The sequence below is a fragment of the Parasutterella sp. St.1A3 genome (assembly GCF_059728705.1).
Genome location: NZ_BAAGFK010000001.1, coordinates 973131 through 993055, shown reverse-complemented (window position 1 = coordinate 993055; position 19925 = coordinate 973131). Strand labels below are relative to the sequence as shown.

Annotated in this window: 20 protein-coding genes and 1 tRNA gene; 14 read left to right on the top strand and 7 right to left on the bottom strand. The window is 49.3% G+C overall.

Annotated elements, in window-relative coordinates; genetic code table 11:
- Positions 1-15 precede the first annotated feature (15 nt).
- Positions 16-540, bottom strand: a complete 525-nt coding sequence (locus tag AC6I1F_RS04705) for an FAD-binding protein (protein ID WP_160335319.1) — start codon at positions 538-540, stop codon at positions 16-18.
- 96 nt (positions 541-636) lie between these two features.
- Between AC6I1F_RS04705 and AC6I1F_RS04700 the strand changes: the two genes are divergently transcribed.
- From AC6I1F_RS04700 to AC6I1F_RS04670, 7 genes are all read left to right on the top strand, one after another.
- On the top strand, positions 637-1257 hold the full coding sequence (locus AC6I1F_RS04700) for a septation protein A (protein ID WP_160335318.1): 621 nt from the start codon (positions 637-639) through the stop codon (positions 1255-1257).
- Positions 1254-1526, top strand: a complete 273-nt coding sequence (locus AC6I1F_RS04695) for a BolA family protein (protein WP_160335317.1) — start codon at positions 1254-1256, stop codon at positions 1524-1526. Before AC6I1F_RS04700 ends, AC6I1F_RS04695 begins: the two co-directional genes overlap by 4 nt.
- A 687-nt stretch (positions 1527-2213) precedes the next feature.
- Complete coding sequence (locus AC6I1F_RS04690) at positions 2214-3026, top strand: peptidylprolyl isomerase (protein ID WP_160335316.1); 813 nt, start codon at positions 2214-2216, stop codon at positions 3024-3026.
- Positions 3027-3152: 126 nt separating this feature from the next.
- Positions 3153-4241 (top strand): ABC transporter substrate-binding protein, encoded by a 1089-nt coding sequence (locus tag AC6I1F_RS04685; RefSeq protein ID WP_160335315.1) that lies wholly within the window; start codon positions 3153-3155, stop codon positions 4239-4241.
- A gap of 11 nt (positions 4242-4252) precedes the next feature.
- Positions 4253-5242 carry a FecCD family ABC transporter permease gene (locus tag AC6I1F_RS04680; RefSeq protein ID WP_237178753.1) on the top strand — a complete coding sequence of 330 codons (990 nt, stop codon included), beginning with the start codon at positions 4253-4255 and terminating at the stop codon, positions 5240-5242.
- Positions 5243-5254: 12 nt separating this feature from the next.
- The gene (locus tag AC6I1F_RS04675) at positions 5255-6058 is read left to right on the top strand and encodes an ABC transporter ATP-binding protein (protein ID WP_160335314.1); all 804 of its coding nucleotides are present in this window, start codon (positions 5255-5257) and stop codon (positions 6056-6058) included.
- Between the two features lie 41 nt (positions 6059-6099).
- The gene (locus tag AC6I1F_RS04670; protein ID WP_160335313.1) at positions 6100-6897 is read left to right on the top strand and encodes an enoyl-ACP reductase FabI; all 798 of its coding nucleotides are present in this window, start codon (positions 6100-6102) and stop codon (positions 6895-6897) included.
- Between the two features lie 6 nt (positions 6898-6903).
- On the opposite strand, the gene AC6I1F_RS04665 is transcribed toward AC6I1F_RS04670, so the two are convergent.
- Positions 6904-7896, bottom strand: coding sequence for a LysR substrate-binding domain-containing protein (locus AC6I1F_RS04665; RefSeq protein ID WP_160335312.1), 993 nt, complete (start codon positions 7894-7896; stop codon positions 6904-6906).
- Positions 7897-8022: 126 nt separating this feature from the next.
- Between AC6I1F_RS04665 and AC6I1F_RS04660 the strand changes: the two genes are divergently transcribed.
- On the top strand, positions 8023-9603 hold the full coding sequence (locus AC6I1F_RS04660; protein ID WP_160335311.1) for an FAD-dependent oxidoreductase: 1581 nt from the start codon (positions 8023-8025) through the stop codon (positions 9601-9603).
- A 38-nt stretch (positions 9604-9641) separates the two neighbouring features.
- The gene (locus AC6I1F_RS04655; protein WP_160335310.1) at positions 9642-9995 is read left to right on the top strand and encodes a cytochrome c3 family protein; all 354 of its coding nucleotides are present in this window, start codon (positions 9642-9644) and stop codon (positions 9993-9995) included.
- Between the two features lie 65 nt (positions 9996-10060).
- On the opposite strand, the gene AC6I1F_RS04650 is transcribed toward AC6I1F_RS04655, so the two are convergent.
- The 4 genes from AC6I1F_RS04650 to AC6I1F_RS04635 all read right to left on the bottom strand — a co-directional run bounded on the left by AC6I1F_RS04650 (position 10061) and on the right by AC6I1F_RS04635 (position 13331).
- The gene (locus tag AC6I1F_RS04650) at positions 10061-10570 is read right to left on the bottom strand and encodes a response regulator (protein ID WP_160335309.1); all 510 of its coding nucleotides are present in this window, start codon (positions 10568-10570) and stop codon (positions 10061-10063) included.
- Between the two features lie 124 nt (positions 10571-10694).
- Positions 10695-11021 carry an FMN-binding protein gene (locus AC6I1F_RS04645; RefSeq protein ID WP_160335308.1) on the bottom strand — a complete coding sequence of 109 codons (327 nt, stop codon included), beginning with the start codon at positions 11019-11021 and terminating at the stop codon, positions 10695-10697.
- A 180-nt stretch (positions 11022-11201) separates the two neighbouring features.
- Positions 11202-12425, bottom strand: coding sequence for a sodium/glutamate symporter (gltS, locus tag AC6I1F_RS04640; protein WP_289169070.1), 1224 nt, complete (start codon positions 12423-12425; stop codon positions 11202-11204).
- Positions 12426-12563: 138 nt separating this feature from the next.
- A complete protein-coding gene (locus tag AC6I1F_RS04635; RefSeq protein ID WP_289184370.1) occupies positions 12564-13331 on the bottom strand; it encodes a sulfite exporter TauE/SafE family protein in 768 nt (255 codons plus the stop codon).
- Positions 13332-13522: 191 nt separating this feature from the next.
- Here AC6I1F_RS04635 and AC6I1F_RS04630 point away from each other — a divergent pair, with 191 nt between their 5' ends.
- Entirely contained in the window at positions 13523-13990 is a 468-nt protein-coding gene (locus tag AC6I1F_RS04630; protein ID WP_160335305.1) for a zinc ribbon domain-containing protein, read from the top strand.
- A gap of 32 nt (positions 13991-14022) precedes the next feature.
- On the opposite strand, the gene paeA is transcribed toward AC6I1F_RS04630, so the two are convergent.
- Positions 14023-15336, bottom strand: a complete 1314-nt coding sequence (gene paeA / locus AC6I1F_RS04625) for a polyamine export protein PaeA (RefSeq protein ID WP_251570233.1) — start codon at positions 15334-15336, stop codon at positions 14023-14025.
- A 348-nt stretch (positions 15337-15684) separates the two neighbouring features.
- Here paeA and AC6I1F_RS04620 point away from each other — a divergent pair, with 348 nt between their 5' ends.
- From AC6I1F_RS04620 to AC6I1F_RS04605, 4 genes are all read left to right on the top strand, one after another.
- Complete coding sequence (locus AC6I1F_RS04620) at positions 15685-15999, top strand: hypothetical protein (RefSeq protein WP_497801613.1); 315 nt, start codon at positions 15685-15687, stop codon at positions 15997-15999.
- Between the two features lie 357 nt (positions 16000-16356).
- Positions 16357-16447: transfer RNA gene (locus AC6I1F_RS04615), tRNA-Ser, on the top strand.
- Between the two features lie 1059 nt (positions 16448-17506).
- A complete protein-coding gene (locus tag AC6I1F_RS04610) occupies positions 17507-18847 on the top strand; it encodes a porin (RefSeq protein ID WP_251453000.1) in 1341 nt (446 codons plus the stop codon).
- Between the two features lie 89 nt (positions 18848-18936).
- Positions 18937-19908: a cytochrome c3 family protein gene (locus AC6I1F_RS04605; RefSeq protein ID WP_251452997.1), complete on the top strand. Its 972-nt coding sequence runs from the start codon at positions 18937-18939 to the stop codon at positions 19906-19908.
- The last annotated feature ends 17 nt before the right edge of the window (positions 19909-19925 follow it).

Here is a 19925-nt window from a genome sequence, read left to right as displayed (position 1 = left end):
CCGTAATAAAGCACTTTATCGAGAGATTTCGGATAGTAAGAAGCATCTGCTCCGAAAGCGCCTGTCGCCAAAATAACATCCGAAACGAGGAGTTTTTTTATTCTTTTCCTCCGGACAAGAATATTCAATTCCGCTCACTCGTCCTTTTTCTGTCAGCAGATTGGTCATATTGGTTTCTGTCAAAACCAAACCGCCGAGTTTTTGGAACTGCTGCAAAAAGAACAAAGCGTTTTTATCGATGCATTTGACGAATGAGCCGGTTCGTCTCGGATCTGTTTTACTGAAATCCGGGCACGGGCGTTTTGTGAATTCGACTTTCAAGTCATTAAACAGCCAATCAGCTGCCGGTCCGACGTTCCGGGATATTGTTTCTATCAAGGCAGGATCCGCTTTAGGGCCGTTTTCGGCTTCAAGATCTTCTTTGAGCCGATCCGGGCTGTCTCGATCTTCCTCCGTGATAAAAAAACTGCTTAAGCCGCTCCTCAGGCGGATTAGGCAAACTCTCAGGCTGTCTAAGATGCCTGAGGTAACAATTTTCATTAATGAGGTTTGTATTTAACAAATTAGGCATTTTTCAGTAAAATTTTGCGGTTGCAAAATTTTTGTTTGTGTCCCAGTCCACTTAGCGAGGATTTTTTGAAGTTCTTATACGATTTGCTGCCGGTTATTCTTTTCTTCGGCACATTTAAATTTGCTCAGAACCGAGCGGATGAAGCCGCCTCGCTTTGCAACCAGTGGCTTGGCAGTGGTTTTGATCCGACACAGGCGCCTGTCATCTGCGCAACCGCAGCCGCAATCGTCGTCTCACTCGCACAGATCCTCTTTAAGCTGATCTCCGGCAAAAAAATCGATCCGATGCTTTGGATCTCTGTTGCCGTAATCCTGGTGTTCGGCTCCTTAACAATCTGGCTCCACGATGAGATGTTCATCAAGTGGAAGCCAACCATTCTTTATTGGATTTTCGCCGCAATTCTGACGTTCGGCGCTGTGACCGGTAAAAATTACCTCAAGTCGCTTCTCGGTAAACAGATTGCACTTCCCGAGAATGCCTGGCAAACTTTATTAAAAGGCTGGACTGTCTTTTTTGCAGTTGTCGGCATCCTTAATCTTATAGTTGCCTACACATGCTCCACAGATGTGTGGGTGAATTTCAAACTCTTCGGGCTGATGGGTCTGACGCTTATCTTTACTGTAGGCGTCGGGTTTTATATTTCCCGATTCATCTCCGACTCAGATTCGGAAGGAAAACTAAAATGAGCCATACCCCGTCTTTGGAAAGAATTCAGCAGGCACTAGAGCCAATCTTTCCTATTGAATTGAGATTTACAGATTATTCTCGTCCAGAAGCCGGCTTTAAACCCGCCGCCGGTACGCTCTATCACCTGTTCGTGATCTCTCGCCGCTTCGAAGGACTGCCGAAAATCGAACGGCACCGTATCGTGTACGAATACCTCAAGCCGTTTATCGGCCACGGGATTCACAATATTAATATGACGCTTCTTGCCCCGAGCGAATCCCGACACTAAACATACTTATCAATCAGCCGCTATTGCGCGGCTGATTGATCCTGCTTCCTGTATGTCTTATGCCGGATATATGGGAAATCCGGCTTGATCCCTGCTTCGCAGCGCTGAATGCGCTGTTTTCTTTTTATGCCTCTGTAAGCGGCACGCGCTTCACCATATCCCTGTCCGACGGATTTACCGTCTCATCTGTTCCGCTGCCTCGGAACAGAACAATTCGCCGCTCAATTCAATATTCAAGCACATTCACTTAAATTAACCCCTCTTATACTTTCTGAAGACAAATAAGTTTTATCGATGAATGCTAAGTTCGTCTTCAGCAGACTTCTCCTCTTTTCTGTGAACTCGTTCGCCACTGGTCAGTAAAAGTTCGTAAAAACATAAAAATAAACTAGTCTTCATAGTCCTCACGAAACAATAAATCTCTGCCGCTTTGTTATTGCAGAAACACTTTCGCTCCATAATCATTTATATAGATTCGTCTCGAATAACGCCATAAAAACAAGGTTCTTACCTCCCTTCAAGTGCTTTTAAACACCTATCCGATAAGATGCGTTATTTTAATGAATTTGTGTATATTGCAAATCCAAAATCAGTGGGTATTCTTTAATGATATTTAGGGTTTTTACCGCACAGAATAAGTGATTATTATCGCTATAATTTAATCTCCCGTTGTTTATGGAAAAAATAATGAAAAAAGTTCTTGTCGCTATTGCACTTGCCGCCGCAATTCCCGCTTCTGCTCAGACGGCTTTCACTGTCAACGGCCAGCTGGTTTCGGCAGCCGAACAAAAGGAACTCATGAACCTTCTCGCTGAGCAGGGCATCAAAGATGAGGGAAAACAGGCTGAGGCCGCACGTAATATTCTTGTTCGCGAAAAAGTAATCGGTCAGGAAGCACGTAAGCTGAAACTTCAGCAGACTCCTGAAATTAAGACACTGCTCGCAGAACGCGAAACTCAGATTCTCGCTAACGAACTCGTACGCCGCAACGCCGCTGCTCATCCGGTCACCGATAAGCAGATTCAGGACGCTTACGCGGATATGAAAAAACAGTACAGCCCGAACGAAATCAAAGTTCGCCATATTCTGGTCAAGTCCGAAGATGAAGCCAAGAGCCTCATCTCTCAGATCAAAAACGGCGCGGATATGGGCAAACTCGCCACAGAAAAATCCCTGGATAAGGGCAGCGCGGCCAACGGCGGAGAAATCCCCTTCACCAACATCCGCAGCATCATCATCCCCGGTTTCGCTGAAACCGCTATGGGCATGAATAAGGGCGATGTTCTTCCGATCCCGTTCCACAGCTCACTCGGCTACCATGTGATCAAGCTCGAAGATAAGAGAGAAGTTCCCTTCCCCGAACTCGACAAGATCAAAGATCAGGTTGAAGGCGTCGTCGCTCGCCAGAACGCTGCAAACTACCTCAGCAACCTCGTTAAGAACGCTAAGGTCGCTGACGTTCAGTCCGCACAGAAACCTGCTCCTAAAAAAACTAAATAATTCAGTTTTGAATTAGGACTGCAAGGCCGCTTCAAGCGGCCTTCGCTTTTTTCAGAGGACTCGCTTTATTTTTTGAGGCCGGCTTTGTGCAACAATGACAAAAACAGTTAACCTCAAATGAAAAAAATGAACACATCGTGCAAGATCCTCGCTCTGCTCACTTCAGCTGCACTCTTTATCAGCTCGGCCGCTGCGCGCATCGTCACCGATGAAACCGGCCATACCGCCGAAGTACCCGACTCCCTCAACCGGATCCTAATCACCAATATCTATCCGCTGCCTTCCGTACTTACGCTCTATCTCAACAGCGCTGACAAAATCATCGGCATTCATCCGAGCTCAATGGCGGCAGCCCAAAACGGTCTGCTCTCAGAAATTTATCCGGATATCACAAAAGCAAATACCGGCTTTATGAAGGGAAATGTCCTCAATATCGAGTCCGTGCTTAAGCTCAAACCCGATGTTGTCCTCGTCAATGCCGCAGATAAACAGTCCCTCTCTAAGCTTGAAGCCGCTGGAATTCCAACCGTCGCTTTCTCAACGTCCGCTCAAAAGTACGATGCGGTCAGAACCTATAAAAGCTGGATTAAAACACTCGACGAACTTTTTCCGGATCACGCAAAAGCCGATAAAGCCTCTAAATACGCCGAAAATGTAAAAGCGCTGATCGAAGAAAGAACAAAATCCATCGCGCCTCAGAATAGAAAAAAAGTCCTCTGGATTTATCAGAATCAGAACAATAAGGTCACTACCAGCGGTAAAAATTTCTTTGGTCAGTATTGGGCAGAAGCGGTCGGCGCAAAAAATGTCTCGGAATCCATACCCGCTAAAACCGCAAACGCGCAGGTCAATATGGAGCAAATCTACAGCTGGAACCCGGATGTCATTCTGATCACGAACTTCACGCCGGATACGGCGGAAAATCTCATAAAGAATCCGCTGTGGGCGCCGATCAGCGCGGTTAAAAATAAAGAGGTCTACAAGCTGCCGCTCGGCTTTTACCGAACCTATACGCCGTCTGCGGATTCTCCCGTCCTTCTTTATTGGCTCGCTAAAAAGATCTACCCGGAACAATTCAAAGATATCGACCTCAATAATGAAGCACGGAAATACTATCGGGAGGTCTTCGGTATCGAACTCACGAATGAGCAGTTAAAGAAACTCTTTGAGCCTAAACCGATGAAAATCTCAACTCCGACGCCGGGCGCCGCATAGGAGCTGTTAACTTGAACGCTAAAACCAAACTCCTCTTAGCTTTCGCGCTGGCAGCTCTGGCCGTCCTCATGATCGCTTCGCTTGGCATCGGCCGCTTTGCTGTTGATTTCAGCTCACTCGCCTCAGCGCTTTTTACAGGCGGCGCAGACTCTACAGAATCAATGGTCATCGGCAGCGTGCGCCTGCCGAGAATTCTGCTCGCCGTGATCGCAGGAGCCGGACTTTCTGTCGCCGGAGCCGCCTTTCAGGCAATCTTTAATAATCCGCTCGCAACCCCCGATACCTTGGGCGTAACCTCCGGCGCGGCCTTCGGCGCGGTACTTGCTATTCTTTTCGGATTCGAAGGACCGCTCCTGCAGATCGTCTCCTTTTTCTTCGGACTCATCTCCGTCTTCCTCGCCTATTCGGTCAGTTCAGTCCGCGGTCAAAGAACACTCTTAATGCTCATCCTCTCGGGCCTTGTCATCGGAGCTCTCTTTACCGCTCTGATCAATCTCGTCAAATTTGTCGCCGACCCTCAGGATGTCCTCCCGTCCATTACGTACTGGATGCTCGGAAGCCTCAGCGGCGCAAAAATGGATAATCTCTATAGCGCGGCTCCCGTGATCGGCTTCTCTTCACTGATCCTTTATATCCTGCGCTGGAAAATGAACGCGCTCTGCATGCCTGAAGACGAAGCCCGCAGCCTCGGTATTCCGGTCGCGCGCCTCAGAGCCGTCTGCATCCTCTGCGCGACGCTCATCTCGGCCTGTGTGGTCAGCCTCTTCGGCATCATCAGCTGGGTCGGTCTGCTGATCCCGCATTTCTGCCGGCTGCTCGTCGGAAGCAACAATAATGCGGTGGTGCCCGCCTCCTTGGTTTTCGGCGGACTTTTCCTGCTGGCCGCGGATACCGTCGCGCGCAGCGCCACTGAGGTCGAAATCCCGGTGTCCGTTCTCACCGCGGTGATCGGCGCGCCCGTCTTCCTGATCATCCTTCGGCACGGCCGCGCACGGCTTTAGGAGCGCACAATCATGCAGATCGAAGTCAGAAACGGCTCATTTACCTATCCGCACGGAAAAGAAGTTCTTCATAACCTGAACTTCAGTTTTAATTCGTCCGATATCGTCGCGATCCTCGGCCGCAACGGAGCCGGTAAAACAACGCTTTTAAAGTGCCTTCTCGGCCTTCAGCACTGGTCGGACGGAGAAGAACTGATCGACGGAAAAGCTCTAAAACCCAATGACTGCAAGTCGCTTTGGAAGAACATCGCTTATGTGCCTCAGGCTAAATCCAATGTCTTGGCCCTCACGGTCCGCGAAATGGTTGTTCTCGGCAGAACTTCCCGCTGGGGCTCTTTTCAGTCTCCTTCTAAAAAAGACTGGATTGCGGCAGATAAAGCGATTGAAATCACCGGAATCGAGCCTTTTGCGAATTACCTCTGCAACGAAATTTCAGGCGGCCAATATCAGGTCGCGCTGCTTGCGCGTGCGCTCTGCTGCGAACCTAAACTTTTGGTCCTCGACGAACCGGAAAGCAACTTGGATTTTAAAAATCAGCTGATGATCCTGCAGCTGCTCAGCCGACTCTCCCAGGAACTCAAAATCGGATCTGTCATCAATACACACTACCCGACTCACGCACTGGAAATCGCAAATAAAGCGCTTGTGCTGATGCGGGACGGTTCCACCGCTTTCGGTGCGGTCAAAGAAGTTGTGACGGCGCAAAATCTGGAAAAAAGCTTCGGTCTGCCCGTCCGAATCGAGCCGCTCAATATACCGGAACGCCCGGGATACGCTGCAGTGGTCGCTCTTGGAGCGCAAGACAAGACAAAATAACGAAGTACAATTCTCTAATTATTTTCTACGGAAAGAACAAAATGGCATTGCTTGCTGGAAAAAAATTCCTGATTACCGGTATTTCTTCAAACCGCTCTATTGCCTATGGTATCGCTCAGGCCTGCGCTCGCGAAGGAGCTCAGCTCGCGCTTTCCTACAATAACGAACGCTTTAAAGACAGAGTCCAGGGCTTTGCCGACGAGCTCGGAGCCGGTCAGGTCATCAAACTTGACGTCTCTTCCGACGAATCCGTTGATCTGGCGGCGCTGGAACTTGCCAACCGCTGGTCCGACGGCTTCGACGGTTTTGTGCACTCCATCGGCTGGGCGCCCCGCGAAGCCATCAGCGGAAGTTTCCTGGAAGGCATCACGCGCGAGGGCTTTCTCTCGGCCATGAATATCTCCGTATATTCCTACGCCGCGCTCGCTAAGAAGCTTCTTCCTCAGATGGAAGGACACAAAGCGTCCCTTCTCACGCTCTCCTACCTCGGCGGAGAAAAAATCGTCCCCAACTACAACACTATGGGACTGTGCAAGGCGGCGCTTGAAGCTGCGACCCGATATATCTCCGCCGACATCGGCCCCAAAGGCATGCGCGCCAACACCATCTCCTGCGGACCGATTAAAACGCTTGCCGCAAGCGGTATTAAAAACTTCGGCACAATGCTTGCGCAAAGCCGCTCGGTCAGCCCGCTGAGATCGCTCGTTTCTATCGAAGACGTCGGAAACGCTGCCGCGTTCCTTCTCTCCGATTCCTCGTTCGGCATTACCGCGGAAACCCTTTATGTCGACGCGGGATTTAACGCGCTCGCCTGCGTCATCCCGCCCGAAGAAGCATAATTTCTTCTAAACGCCTGCAGAGGACCGCCGCTTTTTATAGGTAGGCGGTCCTTTTCCTTTCTCTTCAAGTTCCGCAATACGGGCGGCTTCCTCCTGAGCCCATTCGCTAAATAGCGATCGCATCCAAATAATCGCCGGATCTTTATGCCGCACATCCGACCAAATCAGAACATTCCAAAGCTCATCCTCTTCCGCATCGATCGGAAGCGGAAGCGCAACCAAATCATGCGAGCGCATCGCGATTTCCGCTGCTCTCCATCCGCAGACACAGATCAGGTCGGTTTTTGACATAGCCTCCCAAGCCGTGTGAAACCGTGATGTCGAATAACGCGTGTGCTCCATATAGCGCTCATACGGAAAAATATTCTGCTCGGGACTCGTCCAGGAAGCACTTCGTCCGGTGAGAATCGATACCCGATCATACGGAATCAGAATCTTTTTGGTGAGCTGACGCCGCTCAAATGTGAGAGGATGATTTCTGCGCACCAGGATGACGCGCGTTACGGGATAAAGACGCATCACATGCACATCCGCGGGAAGTCCGACTGCGGTCACAATCGCAAAATCCGCCAGTCCGTTAACCACCGCGGCAAGCTCGTTTTCATGCTTGCTCAAGTCCAGTCTCGAGCGCGGCGAACGCTCCATGAGCTTCGGCAGAATACCGCCGACGACATGCTCCACCTCGGTCATCATGCACGAAATCACATACGTCCGCTCCGAAGTCTTCGCGTCAAAACTCTGCGCCATCAGCGTCTGCGCGTTTTTAATCATCTCAATGAGATTCGGACGAATCAGCTTAAAGTAATCCGTCGCTCTCCAGGAGCCGCCTTCAAATTTAAAAATCGGTGTGGGAAAGTAGCCGCTAATCCTCGTCAGATTTCTGCTCGCGGTCGAAGGAGACATATTGAACACAGAACCGGCCTTCAGCACAACGCCGCTCTTTTCCAACTCCATCAAAAAGGAAATATCTTCCAGAGAAAGCTTGAGTACATCCGACATTTCACTTATCTCATTTGCATTTAACTCAATTAGTCTAATGCAATAATTGCATATCTAACGAAACCGTCAGCTTGCTAATCTTTTGCCTGCAGCACAAATAAATATTTTCTTCAAGGAGAATTCACTATGCTTCGCAGACAGTTAATGGCGCTTGCCATCACATCCGCACTGACAGCCGCTTTCTCAGCCCCGGCTTTTGCAACACAAGTTTATGAAACCGACCTCGTCATCGTCGGCGGCGGCCTCTCCGGCCTTGCAGCCGCTCAGAGCGCGGTTGACCAGGGCGTTAAACCGATCGTTCTCGAAAAAGAAGCCGCGCTTGGCGGCGGCGGAAACTTCCCCGAAGGCTCCCTCGGTGTCGGCACTCGCTATCAGAAAGCCAACGGCATCAACACAACCGTTGACCAGGTTCTGACCGCCGCACTCCAGTTCCATCACTACAGAGCCGATCCGCATGTCCTGCGCGTTCTGATCGAAGAATCCGGAAAGACTATCGACTGGGTTATGGATAAAGGCGCTGAAATGCGCGGCATCCGTACCATGTACCCCAAAGATGAATCTCTCATGACTTGGCACCTCTTCAAGGGCGGCGCCGCCGGAATCATCCAGCGCTTTGCCAAAGAAGTCAACGCTAAGGGCGGCAAGATCCTGACCGAAACTCCGGCTAAGAAACTTCTCGTCGAAAACGGCAAAATCACCGGCGTGGAAGCGGTTGACGGTGAAGGCGAAAAAGTTATCATCAAAGCAAAGAAAGTAATCCTCGCAACGGGCGGCTTTGAGTCCAACAAAGAAATGCTCGCTAAGTACGTGAACGACTCCTCCGCGCTCGGCATGTTTGAACCGGTTTGGTACCGCGGTCCGGTTACCGACGGCAAGAACGGAGACGGTAGAACCGGTGACGGTATCCAAATGGCTCAGCTCGTTGGCGCAGGCGTTAAAGGCATGCACGCGCTCGCAGGCAACGCGCCTTACCTTGCCGATATGCCCCCAATCAACCAGTTCATGGGCGCTGACGAACTCAAACAGGGCCGCTGCGCACTGGCTCAGCCCTGGCTGTGGGTAGATCAGCACGGCAAACGCTTCTTTAACGAATCCCGCGGATCGGTATTCGTAGACGTTTACAATGCAATGACAAGCGCGGGCGGCGTGATGTACAACATCATCGACCAGCAGAAATACGATCAGCTCGTCAACAAAGGCGCTCTGCTTCCGTTCAACGCGATCGTTCACGCAGGCGTTCCTCTGAAAGCACTGCCGAAGACATTCGAAATCGGTCAGCAGAGAGGCTGGGCGTTTAAGGCCGATACGATCGACGATCTGGCCGCTCAGATCGGTGTTCCCGCTAAGAACCTCCGCGAAACCATGCAGAAGGTCAACGAGTACGCCAAGGCCGGAAAAGATCCGGAATTCGGCCGTCTGCCCGAACATCTGGCTACTTTCAACATGGAAAAAGGCCCCTACTACGCGCTTAAAGGCATCCGCGCTTTCTTCCTGACACTCGGCGGCGTTACCGTCAATCCCAAGTTTGAAGCACTTAATCCTCAGGGCGACGTGATCAACAACCTCTACGTCGTCGGTCAGGACATCGGCGGTCTTTACGACTCTTCTTATGACCTGCGCTGCGAAGGCTCTGCCTCTTCGTTCGCGATGACCAGCGGCAGAGTCGCTGCGGACAACGCGATCAAAGCCATCAAAGAAGGTAACTAAACCTGAGAAAACGGGGCCGTAAGGCCCCGTCCGAAAATATGAAAAAATTAAAATTCGCGCTTGCATCCCTGCTCTTTATCGGATTATGTTCCGCGGTTTCAGCCCAGCCGACCATGATGAAGCATCAGACCAAAGGCGTCAGCTGCGAGCAGTGCCACAAGAGCGCCGCTCCGGTTGCAGCCGCCAAATCCAAGACCTGTATGCAATGCCACAACTATCCGGACTTAGCAAAAGCGTCCGCGGAAAAGAAAGTCGCTTTAAATCCTCATGACAGTCACGCGGGTCAGCTGCGCTGCACACTTTGCCATAAGGAACACCAGCAGAGCGTTGTGTACTGCCGTCAGTGCCATAAGAACGCGGATGATAAACGTTTTGATATGACGGTACCCTGATAAAAACCTCTCAAACCACGTAAATTCGGCCGCTTAAAGCGGCCGAATTTATTACATGCTCTTCTCTAGAACATAATATCCGGAGCTGGGTCCTCAGCAGCCTGCAGACGCTCAAGAAGATGCTTCTGCGATTTTAAAAGTCGGGCATACTGTATGCGCGTCCGATACAGCTCAATCACATTCTCAATTCTGCGCTGCACGATAAAGGGAGAAATCGGCCGCTGAATATAATCCATCACGCCCAAATCGTAAGCTCGATGCACAACATCGTGCTCAAGCGAAGCTGTAATCAAAAATACCGGAATATCGTCAATAAGCCCCCGACCGCGAACAGTCTTCAAAAATGTCAGACCGTCCATCCCGGGCATCAAATAGTCAAGCAGAATCGCGCAGATGCTATTGGACTGCTTCTGTATGATTTCAATCGCCTCAGGTCCGCTCTCCGCAAAAAGCACTTCGTGATTTTGAGAGAACATGATTGAAAGCACGTCGCGATTTAATTCGACATCGTCAACAATAAGTATCGTATTTCTCGGAGTCTCTGCTGTCGGCTGATTTCCGTCGCTCTCCTGCATGGCAGCTCCCTTTATGTTTTATTCGTTTAAGTAGATTAACAGATTCTTCCCGAAACTAGAGATAAAGACGAAAAAAATCCGGATTCGTGAGAATCCGGATTCATCGAAAGAGGTCTAACTCAAATTACTGAGCTTTAGCAAGGGCGTTCTTAACAGCCTGCTGAATACCTTTAGAAGAGTTTGTTGCACCGGCAACAGTTTCAACACCGTCAACACCGTTCTTCTTAACGATTTCAGGAATCATGTTGTCGATCGGGGCCTGAATGATCATGTCGGTTTCTGTGTGCTTCAGAACCTTAACGTTAGCGATCTTGCCGCCCTTAACGTCTACGGAAACTGTGATCTTGCCGTGGTTGCCATCACCTTCGCCTTCGTATGTACCGTCTTTGTAGGCGGCCTGAGCGGCTGTCATTAAACCGATGCTGGCAAGCAAGAGAACAATCTTCTTCATTGGTAATACTCCTAAACGAATTAAAGTAAATGGTATGTTCCTTTCCTAGAACACGGTTGTATTTTATTGAATCAATTCGGCCTTTAACGAATTTTCAATTTATTTTTCCAGTCAAGTCCTGGTTTTTTCTTATGCGTTCGTAACAGTACTCTTAATTCGCAACATTCCGTTTCATGATCGTTACCAGGTCGCCATCCAGGTAATCATCAGCGCATTGATCAAGTCAATCAGGAACGCGCCGACTAAGCTCACAATCAGCCACGCTTTGGGGCTCGAGCCGTATTTCTCAGCGATTGCCTGCATATTGGCTAAGCCGTTGGCGGTCGCGCCCATTGAAAATCCGATACCGCCTGCGCACAGCATCACGGCGTCGTAAGTCTTTCCAAACAGCATGAAGAAAACGCCCCAGGCAAAGACAAGCATCAAAACGGTCTGGGCCGCCAAAATAATCATGAGCGGCACCGCCAGATGAACCAGCTCGTGCAGCTTTAATCCGTTAATCGCCATTGTCACAAAGAGCACAAGACTCATTTCCGCGATGGTGTTCAGTCCCTTCCCTTCAACAGTATATTTGCCGCTGAAATCTCCGATATTGCGGACAATCGCGGCGACGATCATCGAACCGATGTATGCAGGCAGCGTGATAAACTGACCCATAAACATGGACAGAATCGTACCGAACGCCATACACACGGCCACAATGGTTCCCGCTTTAAGAAGCTCGGGCGTATAAGTGGGGGACGTGTCGTCCACAACGGCGGTGTCAATGTCTTCCGGAATCTTTAATTCGGGCTCCGGTCTTCCGACCGCTTTCGGCGTTTGAACCTTATAGCGGCGAATCAGCCACTGGCTGAAAGGCGCGCCGATGATGAGCGCGATCACCATGCCGAACGTCGCCGCGGTAATCGCGGCCGCTGTTCCGCCCACAATGTGATAAGTCTGCTCAAAATACGGTCCGAACGCAGCCGCGGTTCCAAGCCCGCCCATCATAGAAACGGAACCCGCCAGCAGACCATAGTGGAAGTCCAGTCCCAACCAATCGGCTAAGCCCATGCCTATAAGATTTTGAAGCACGCACAAAATGGTGACGGCGATTAAAAAACCAACCAAAAGTTTCCCGCCTTCAAAAACCACCCTAAGACTTGCGACCAGACCAATCGTGGTAAAGAACGCCAGCATCAGAAGCGTCTGCAGCGATGTATCAAATTTAAAGGCGCAGATTCCAAATCCTTCCAGCGCGGAAAGCACAAAAGCGACCAGCATACCGCCGACAACCGGAGTCGGGATGGAAAATCTTTCCAGAATATTCACGCGGCGTCTGACCCAAACGCCAAAGTAGTAAGTCACTGACGCTAACGCGACCGCCTGAATCGCGGAAATATTGACAACTGTCATGTCGGTCATATGGTTGTGCTCCTTTTTTTAAAAACAAATCGTAACAAGGAACCATCAGCCGACCGAAGAACCGCAGGCAAATTGAGCGCCTGAGAAATAAATAAAAGCCGCTGATTAGGCGGCCTTTATTTTTGTTTATATCCTGCGCTAAGACGCAATGAAGAAGCGATACACCAAAGAAACCATCAGAACCGCAAGTACCACATAAAGAATATTTCTCACAAACTTGCCGCCGATCTTAATGGCGTAGTAAGCGCCGACACGATTACCGATCATGCTCGCGATAGCGCACGGAATAGCGACCTGATAAGAAACACAGTCATCCGTCGCAAATGTGCAGAAAGCGGCAAAGTTGGCGGCAATGTTGAAAGCCTTCGCAGTACCGGAAGCCTGAACCATGCCCATGCGAAGAAACACATGAAGCGCGATTAAAAAGAAGGTTCCCGCGCCGGGCCCGAAAAATCCTTCGTAAAAGCCAATCAAAAGCCCGATCAACGTGACCTTGGTCCAGAAGAATTTTTTGGGAAGCTCGCCTTCATCAAGCTTAAAGCCGCCCGTAAGGATCGTAAAAAGAATACCGAGCGGCAGCATGACCACAATCACTTTGCCCATTGTCGCGCTCGCGATCTGAAGCGCGCAGTAAGCGCCGAGCGAGGCTCCGATCATGGATGAGAGTATTCCGATCGGAACAATCTTCATCAGAATGAGTCCGCCTCTCCAGAAAGTCCAGAGCGCAACGAGAGAACCGATACTTGTAGCAAGTTTTCCGGTACCGAGTGCCATATGAGGAGGCATACCGACCAGCAGTAACGAAGGCGCGGTCACAAAACCGGCGCCGCCTGCGATAGAGTCGATAAATCCCGCCACAAAGAAAGCAGCGATACAAAAAAGCAGGATTCCGAAGGTTAATTCCATTTTGTTAGTTCTTTTTGAGAGAGAGTTATAGACAAAAATTTTACCCGTAAAATGAGCCCGGAAATTCTTTTGTCTCATAACCTACTTTGGATGCGACCGATTCCGAAAACGAACAAATCGAAGGATAATGAATCATTAACTGAAAAGAGGGAGGCATCGCGCAAAAGCGCTGTACCTCTCATGAATAAAATATGACTGAGCAGATTAAAAATTCAGAGAACCCTGTCCTGAAAGGCGTTATCACCGAAATTCTCGATGACGGAAATTACGGAACGATCAGCTGCGGAGGCGGAAGAACCTTCACTTTTGACGCCAATCAGCTCGATCCCGGCTATGAACCGCTTCTAAAGGATATTGTCGAATTCAGCGTCATTGAGGATGCTCCGTTTGCGATTCGTCTGTATCACCGGGATAAGAGGCTTGCAGCAACCTCTGGAGCCGCCGTCGATCTGCGAGTGAAGTGTCCGCACTGCGGAAGTCCTATCATCCCAAAGGCTGTTGTTGAAGACGGACACGTGACTGCGACTCGCTGTCCCAAATGTCTGACAACGCTTGAAGTGATGGAAAAGCCACCTAAAACTTCAATTTGGATTTGGCTTGTCTCCATTCTTTGCGCCCTTTTGGTCGGTACGCTCATTTACGGAATTTTCACAGCTTAAACTGAAAGCCGCGCGAAGCGGCTTTCTTCAAATTAGTCTGGCTGATCCGGCTCCTTCGGAAGTTTTGTGACCAGAATTTGGTCGATTCGGTTCATATCCACGTCAATAACTTCAAAGCGATAACCGCCGAAATCCACTTTATCCGTCAGTTTCGGAATCTTTCTCAGCATGTACATCATGAAGCCCGCCATAGTTTCGTAGGTTTCTTCTTCCGGCATCTTTTCGATTTCAAACGTTCTCTCCACCTCTTCGATCGGGGTCGAACCGTCCATCAGCCAGGTTCCGTCGTCTCGCTGAACGATATAGCCGTTTTCTTCCGTTTGAACGAGGCTGCCCATGACCGTACTCATCACGTCGCTCAAAGTGATGACGCCTACAGTCAGCGCATATTCGTTAACCACTGCGGCAAAGTCCCTGCCCTGCTTTTTGAAAGTTTCAAGAACTTCGGACAAAGATAATGAATCCGGAACAATCGCGATAGTTTTAATCAGTCCTTTTTCTTTCAGTGAGAATTTTTCATTTTCAAGCGCCCTGCACAGTAAATCTTTAGAATCCACGTAACCTATAATCCGGTCCACAGTTGAATCGCAGACCAGATATTTACTGTGCGGATTTTTTTCGATAAGCGGTCTGATCTTTTCGAACGTGTCATTCAGTCCGAAGTAGATCACAGAATCCCGCGTAGTCATAGCGCTCGTGACCAAACGGTCTTCCAGCGACATCACATTTTCAATCGCTTCCTGTTCATTTCTGTCGAGCAGTCCCGCCTCGGTACCGGCGCCGACCGTTGCGATAATGTCCTCACTGGTAATTGTCGTTTCGTTTTTTATCGGCAGCCCCATTATTTTAAGGATCGCATTGCTCATACCTGTTAGCATGAGAACAAAAGGTTTGAAGATCCAGATCAGGAAAAGCATAGAGCGGATCAGCGACAAAGAAATCGCAACCGGTTTATTCAGACCTATTCGTTTAGGAATCAGGTCGGCGAACAAAACAAAGATCATCGTGATCGTAAAGAACGAGCAGAAGAATCCGAGAGACGAAGAAAGTTCCGGCGAGAGAAACAGGCGGAAAAACATTTCGAAGTACGGCGAGAACACGGTCTCACCAATGATACCGCCGAGAATTGCGATCGCGTTCAGGCCGATCTGGATTACAGAAAAGAACGGCCCCGGTTTTACCTGAAGATCGAGCACCTGCTGTGCCCTTTTATCTCCGTTTTCCAGTGCCTGATGCAGTTTCACTTTTGGAGAGGCGGCCAAAGAAATTTCCGCCATTGAAAAGTATCCGCTGGCTAGAATGAGCAGAACGATTGAAATAATTCTTCCGGTCAGATCGAGTTCCATTCTCTTCACCCGTATTGCCTAAGGGCAGTAAGTTTAATAATGTTTTGTTAACTTACTAATTTTAGTGGCGATACCGGGGTTTACCAATTCAGAGTCTACAGAATGGGCAAATAACGGTCGCTTTTAACAAGAAAAAAGAGCCAGCGTATCCGTTTTACCTATTCCATAAGGTGATCGGGGAAGGTCTTGAAATGTTGTCCGGAAATGAAAATTGGAAATCTTTCCGCACGACAACGAATAACTCCATGAATATGGATGACAGCTCTCGTCTGAATGACTCTGACTTGAGCTGTAATCTGAAGGATATCTGCTGAACAGTTGAAGAAAACTAGGTGTGTCCCACTGAATTTGATTCGGTGGTTGTCAGCCCCTCTGCACTTGTCCAAGTATCTGGAGCAGGCATCTTCGAAGACACTCCCGCTGCTCACGAGGGTCGAAGAAACTCTGGAGAAAAAAATAAGGCAAAAAGTTGATCCGGCAGATGGGGACAGAGCCAAAAACTACATTGTCGAGAGAGGTAAAAACCTCTGGACAAAGAATATTGAAATGCTCTCCGAATACATGAATAAGGCCGCACTGTGCGAACAGCAGCCCAAACAAATGATAAGCATCTGGTCGGAAGACTCGGTTCAACCCCGCTCGCACGGGGAACTCAATCGTTGAATACGTTGACCTGCTGGAGCAAAGCGGTTCAACCCTGCTCGCGCGGGGAACTCCTTAAGTATGGTATAAGATGTTTAGACTAATTTTTAAAGAACTTTTTTGGAGTTTAAAACCTACCAGTCGAATTCCAGTCTTCTCTGTAGCTTGTCTGGAATTCTTTCCAAGAATCATAAATTCAAATCTTGATCCATGATTTGCTTGCAACACAATTACAACATTTTCATACCCACACAACTGTTGCGATTGCCTCCTGATCATATCCTAAAAGTCTTCCAATGGGTACGACCTGACTTTCCGGAGCAATGAGTTCTTGACATTCTATGCTCTTCTATATTTATGTTAGAATCGCTTTTCTCTGGAGAGATGGCAGAGTGGTCGAATGCGCCGGACTCGAAATCCGGTATACGGTTATACTGTATCGTGGGTTCAAATCCCACTCTCTCCGCCACCCCCCCCTCTTAATTCTCTGCTTATCGTAAATCGCTGAATATCTGTGACTCCAATAACGCCGAGCGACTCTCCTTATTAAGTTATGTCATTGGCTAACATTGGGTTTCATTGGTTTGCATTGAGTTTCAAACAAAATGGTCCCTATTTAGGAACCAACTTTGGCTCCTAAATAATGACAGAGCAGCCAAGGGACAGTTTCAAATTTAAAGACAAAAAATTGATTAGTTTGATTGCAATCCAGAAATCCAGGTGTAAGCCGTGAAATTTTGTCATGTTCTTCGCCATCCCGAAGTGCAATTCAATACGACACTGCAAACACAATTACAACAGCCGACGGCAAACCTATTCTCAAAATTTCGAAGACAAAAATTGACGACACCGGCGCCACTGCAGAAACAGCACTTGTGAAATATCTGATCCAAATTTGAACATATTTTGTGCAGCTTCAGGAAGATTCAGCGGAAATCAGAGAATGCCCGACAAGAATTTAGGAATAAACAACGAAATGTCAAAAATTCTCCTCCATCTAAACCTTAAAATCCTCTCCAAAACCGCTTCTGTCGATAACTAAAACAACACCTCCGAGAAAATACTCCTTTTAACCCAATATTCGCCCTCTCCTTCCTCTCAGACTGCGTACACTAAAGAGCTAAAAACGGGCTAAGAAGCCAAAGGCTTTCTCTAATGTCAATTGTTTCTGCCCGCGGCTAAACCAAGGCGACTGAATCCTAAAATTTTGCTTCCTGTAAAAAATTTATCTGCATAAAAGCAAATCCGTTGCAAAAAAGCAACATTTTCAAGAAATTTTTCCTCATTCAGAGTTTTCTTAAACTTGATTAAATTCTTAAGTATTTCTTACGTAGAACACTTCACCCTCAGGGAATATACGCATATTGATTAGTTAAATCTTGATTAAATATTTAATAAGGAAACCAATTTTTACAACCTAAATTGGGGTCGGGTTAGTACTTACAAAAGATGTCGCTTCCTACACTGTCCCCATGGAATAAAAGTTCCAACGATTTTTAACCCAGTAGTTTTAAGTGCAGGTGTTGATATGACAAAAAAGACATTATTAGCGCTGACGATTTCAGCTGCTTTAGTCCCGGCTTTTTACGTATCTGCTGCTGAAACAGATACAACTTCCGGCGCCACCGAAGCTGCGGCGGCCCAAGACAGTTCCACAGCAACTAAAGGCGTTCGCTTCCGCTCGGGTCCTCAGAGACACGCAAGAGGCGTTGCTTTCGGACGCGGCCACTCCGGCCACTCCATTAACGTGAGCCACGCAAGCTCCGCGATCGCAAATATCCCGATGGATGCGACAACTTCTTCCATCACACTCTTCGGTGAATTGGACGCCGGTATCAAACTGCACAAGACAAAAGGTAAGTCCGCAACAGTTGAACTGACAAGCGGCAACTGGTATTGGACCAGCTGGGGTATCAAAGGTGTCGAAGATATCGGCAACGGCAATGCGGTCATCTTTACATTGCAGCAGGCCTTCAGACTGAACAACGGCGAGTCCATCGCGACTAACCACTCCACTTCCTCATCAGGCGGCTTTAATAATCAGGCTTTCCTCGGTCTGCAGGGACATTGGGGCCGTTTAACATTCGGTCGTCAGGGCGGCCTCTCCTCCGGTGACGGTGACTACAGTATGCTCGGCGGAAGCGCTATCGGTACAGGCATGTCTGTGATCGGTGACCTTCAGGGCGTCTTCTATCTGACCGGATGGCAGAATAACTCCATCGCATACCGCACCCAGGAATGGAACGGTCTGCAGTTCACAGCCATGTACTCCAACGGCGTCAGCTCCGATACCGATAAGTGGTCTAAGAACTCCCACTACTACGGCCTCGGTATGACATACGATGTCGGTAACTTCAATTCGAACCTGATGTACGAAATGGAAGACCATAAGGGCAACACCACTAAGATCGATAAAACAAATATCATCACGGCGGGCGCTTCTTATGACTTCGGCAGCTTCACACTGTACGGCGCATATCAGTACACACAGCACGCAACAAGAATGCCGAACTACAACCAGTTCCCGGTTAACGCATCTTCGGGCGCTTCCACTTCTGCAAGCGCAACCTCCGGAGCTTCTGCCGCTTCTTCCTACACCAAGGGAGCAAACCAGAACGCGGCTTCTATCTCTGTGGCAACACCGCTTTGGGGCGGCAACCTGATGCTGCAGCTCAACGGTGTTAAGGGCAAGATCAAGGACGACGGTACGAAATACAGCGCATGGTCTGTCGGCTCTGCATACACGTATCCGCTCTCCAAGAGAACTCTGCTTTACGGCGGAGTTGCTTACGGCAACGCCTATAAGGCTCTCGACGGATCCGACCTCGACGGCTACACAGCTGTTGTAGGTATGGCAACGTCCTTCTAAGCCTTACGGCTGATGCGGTGCCTCTCGGCACCGCAGAACATTTCCGGGCGCCTCAGGCTTTATGAGACGCCTCGGAGTTGGGGAACATTATGATCACTCTCAAAACAAAGTGGACACTATTCTGGATCCTCTGCGCGGCATTTATCTGCGGCATCCTCTCCGTCTGCGGACTGGTTTCTGCGGTTAACTGGCTCGGATCCGAGAAATTCTGCAGCACCGGATGCCACACAATGAACGGTGTCGCATACGCATGGAAACAGGGCTCACATGCGCGTACCGCGAGCGGCAAAACCGCCGACTGCTCCGACTGCCACTTGTATAACGCCTCCGAAAATACTCTCGGACCAATCGGCTATATCAGCCTGCTCGGTCATAAAGTGGTCGCCGCTTCTCACAGCGCTTTCGGACAAATCATTGGAAACTTCAGTACCCCGACACTCTGGATGCAGCAGCGCCCCGGTATCGAAGCCGGCGAAATACAATGGTTCCGCGAAACGAACTATCACACCTGCAGAGGCTGTCATGACCTCTCCAGAATGTGGGATAAAAACAATCCTTCAATCGGCGCTTGGCATGCTCTTTACCAAAACCAAACACTTGACTGCCTCGCCTGCCATAAGGACGTAGGTCACAATTACACAAAGATTGACGCTTACATCAAAGATAACGGCACATACCCGAATCTCGATGAAGCTTGGCTCTTCCCGGTAGACGCTTCCTCAAGCGCAAGCCCGATGCCGCCCGCCAATCTGACCCCCGAACAGCTTCAGAAAGACGCTCAGCCTTACAACCCGTCTTCTGTCAGCGGCGCTTCAACCGGCAATACTCAGACGGTTAACCAGTCCAAGGACGCAGCTAAGATCGCTCAGGAACTCTATCAGAAGACGAAAGAGCCGATCGGTGCCGCTTCCAACACTGTGAAGCCCGCTCCTGCGGCAGCGCCTGCTCAGTCAGTATCCGGCGCCAGCGCTCCTGCTGCAAAACCCGCTGCCGCTCCGGCTCCGGCAACTAAAGCAGCACCGGCTCAAGCCGTATCGGGAGCTTCAGCTCAGAAAAAGTAAACCTTTAATCTGATATC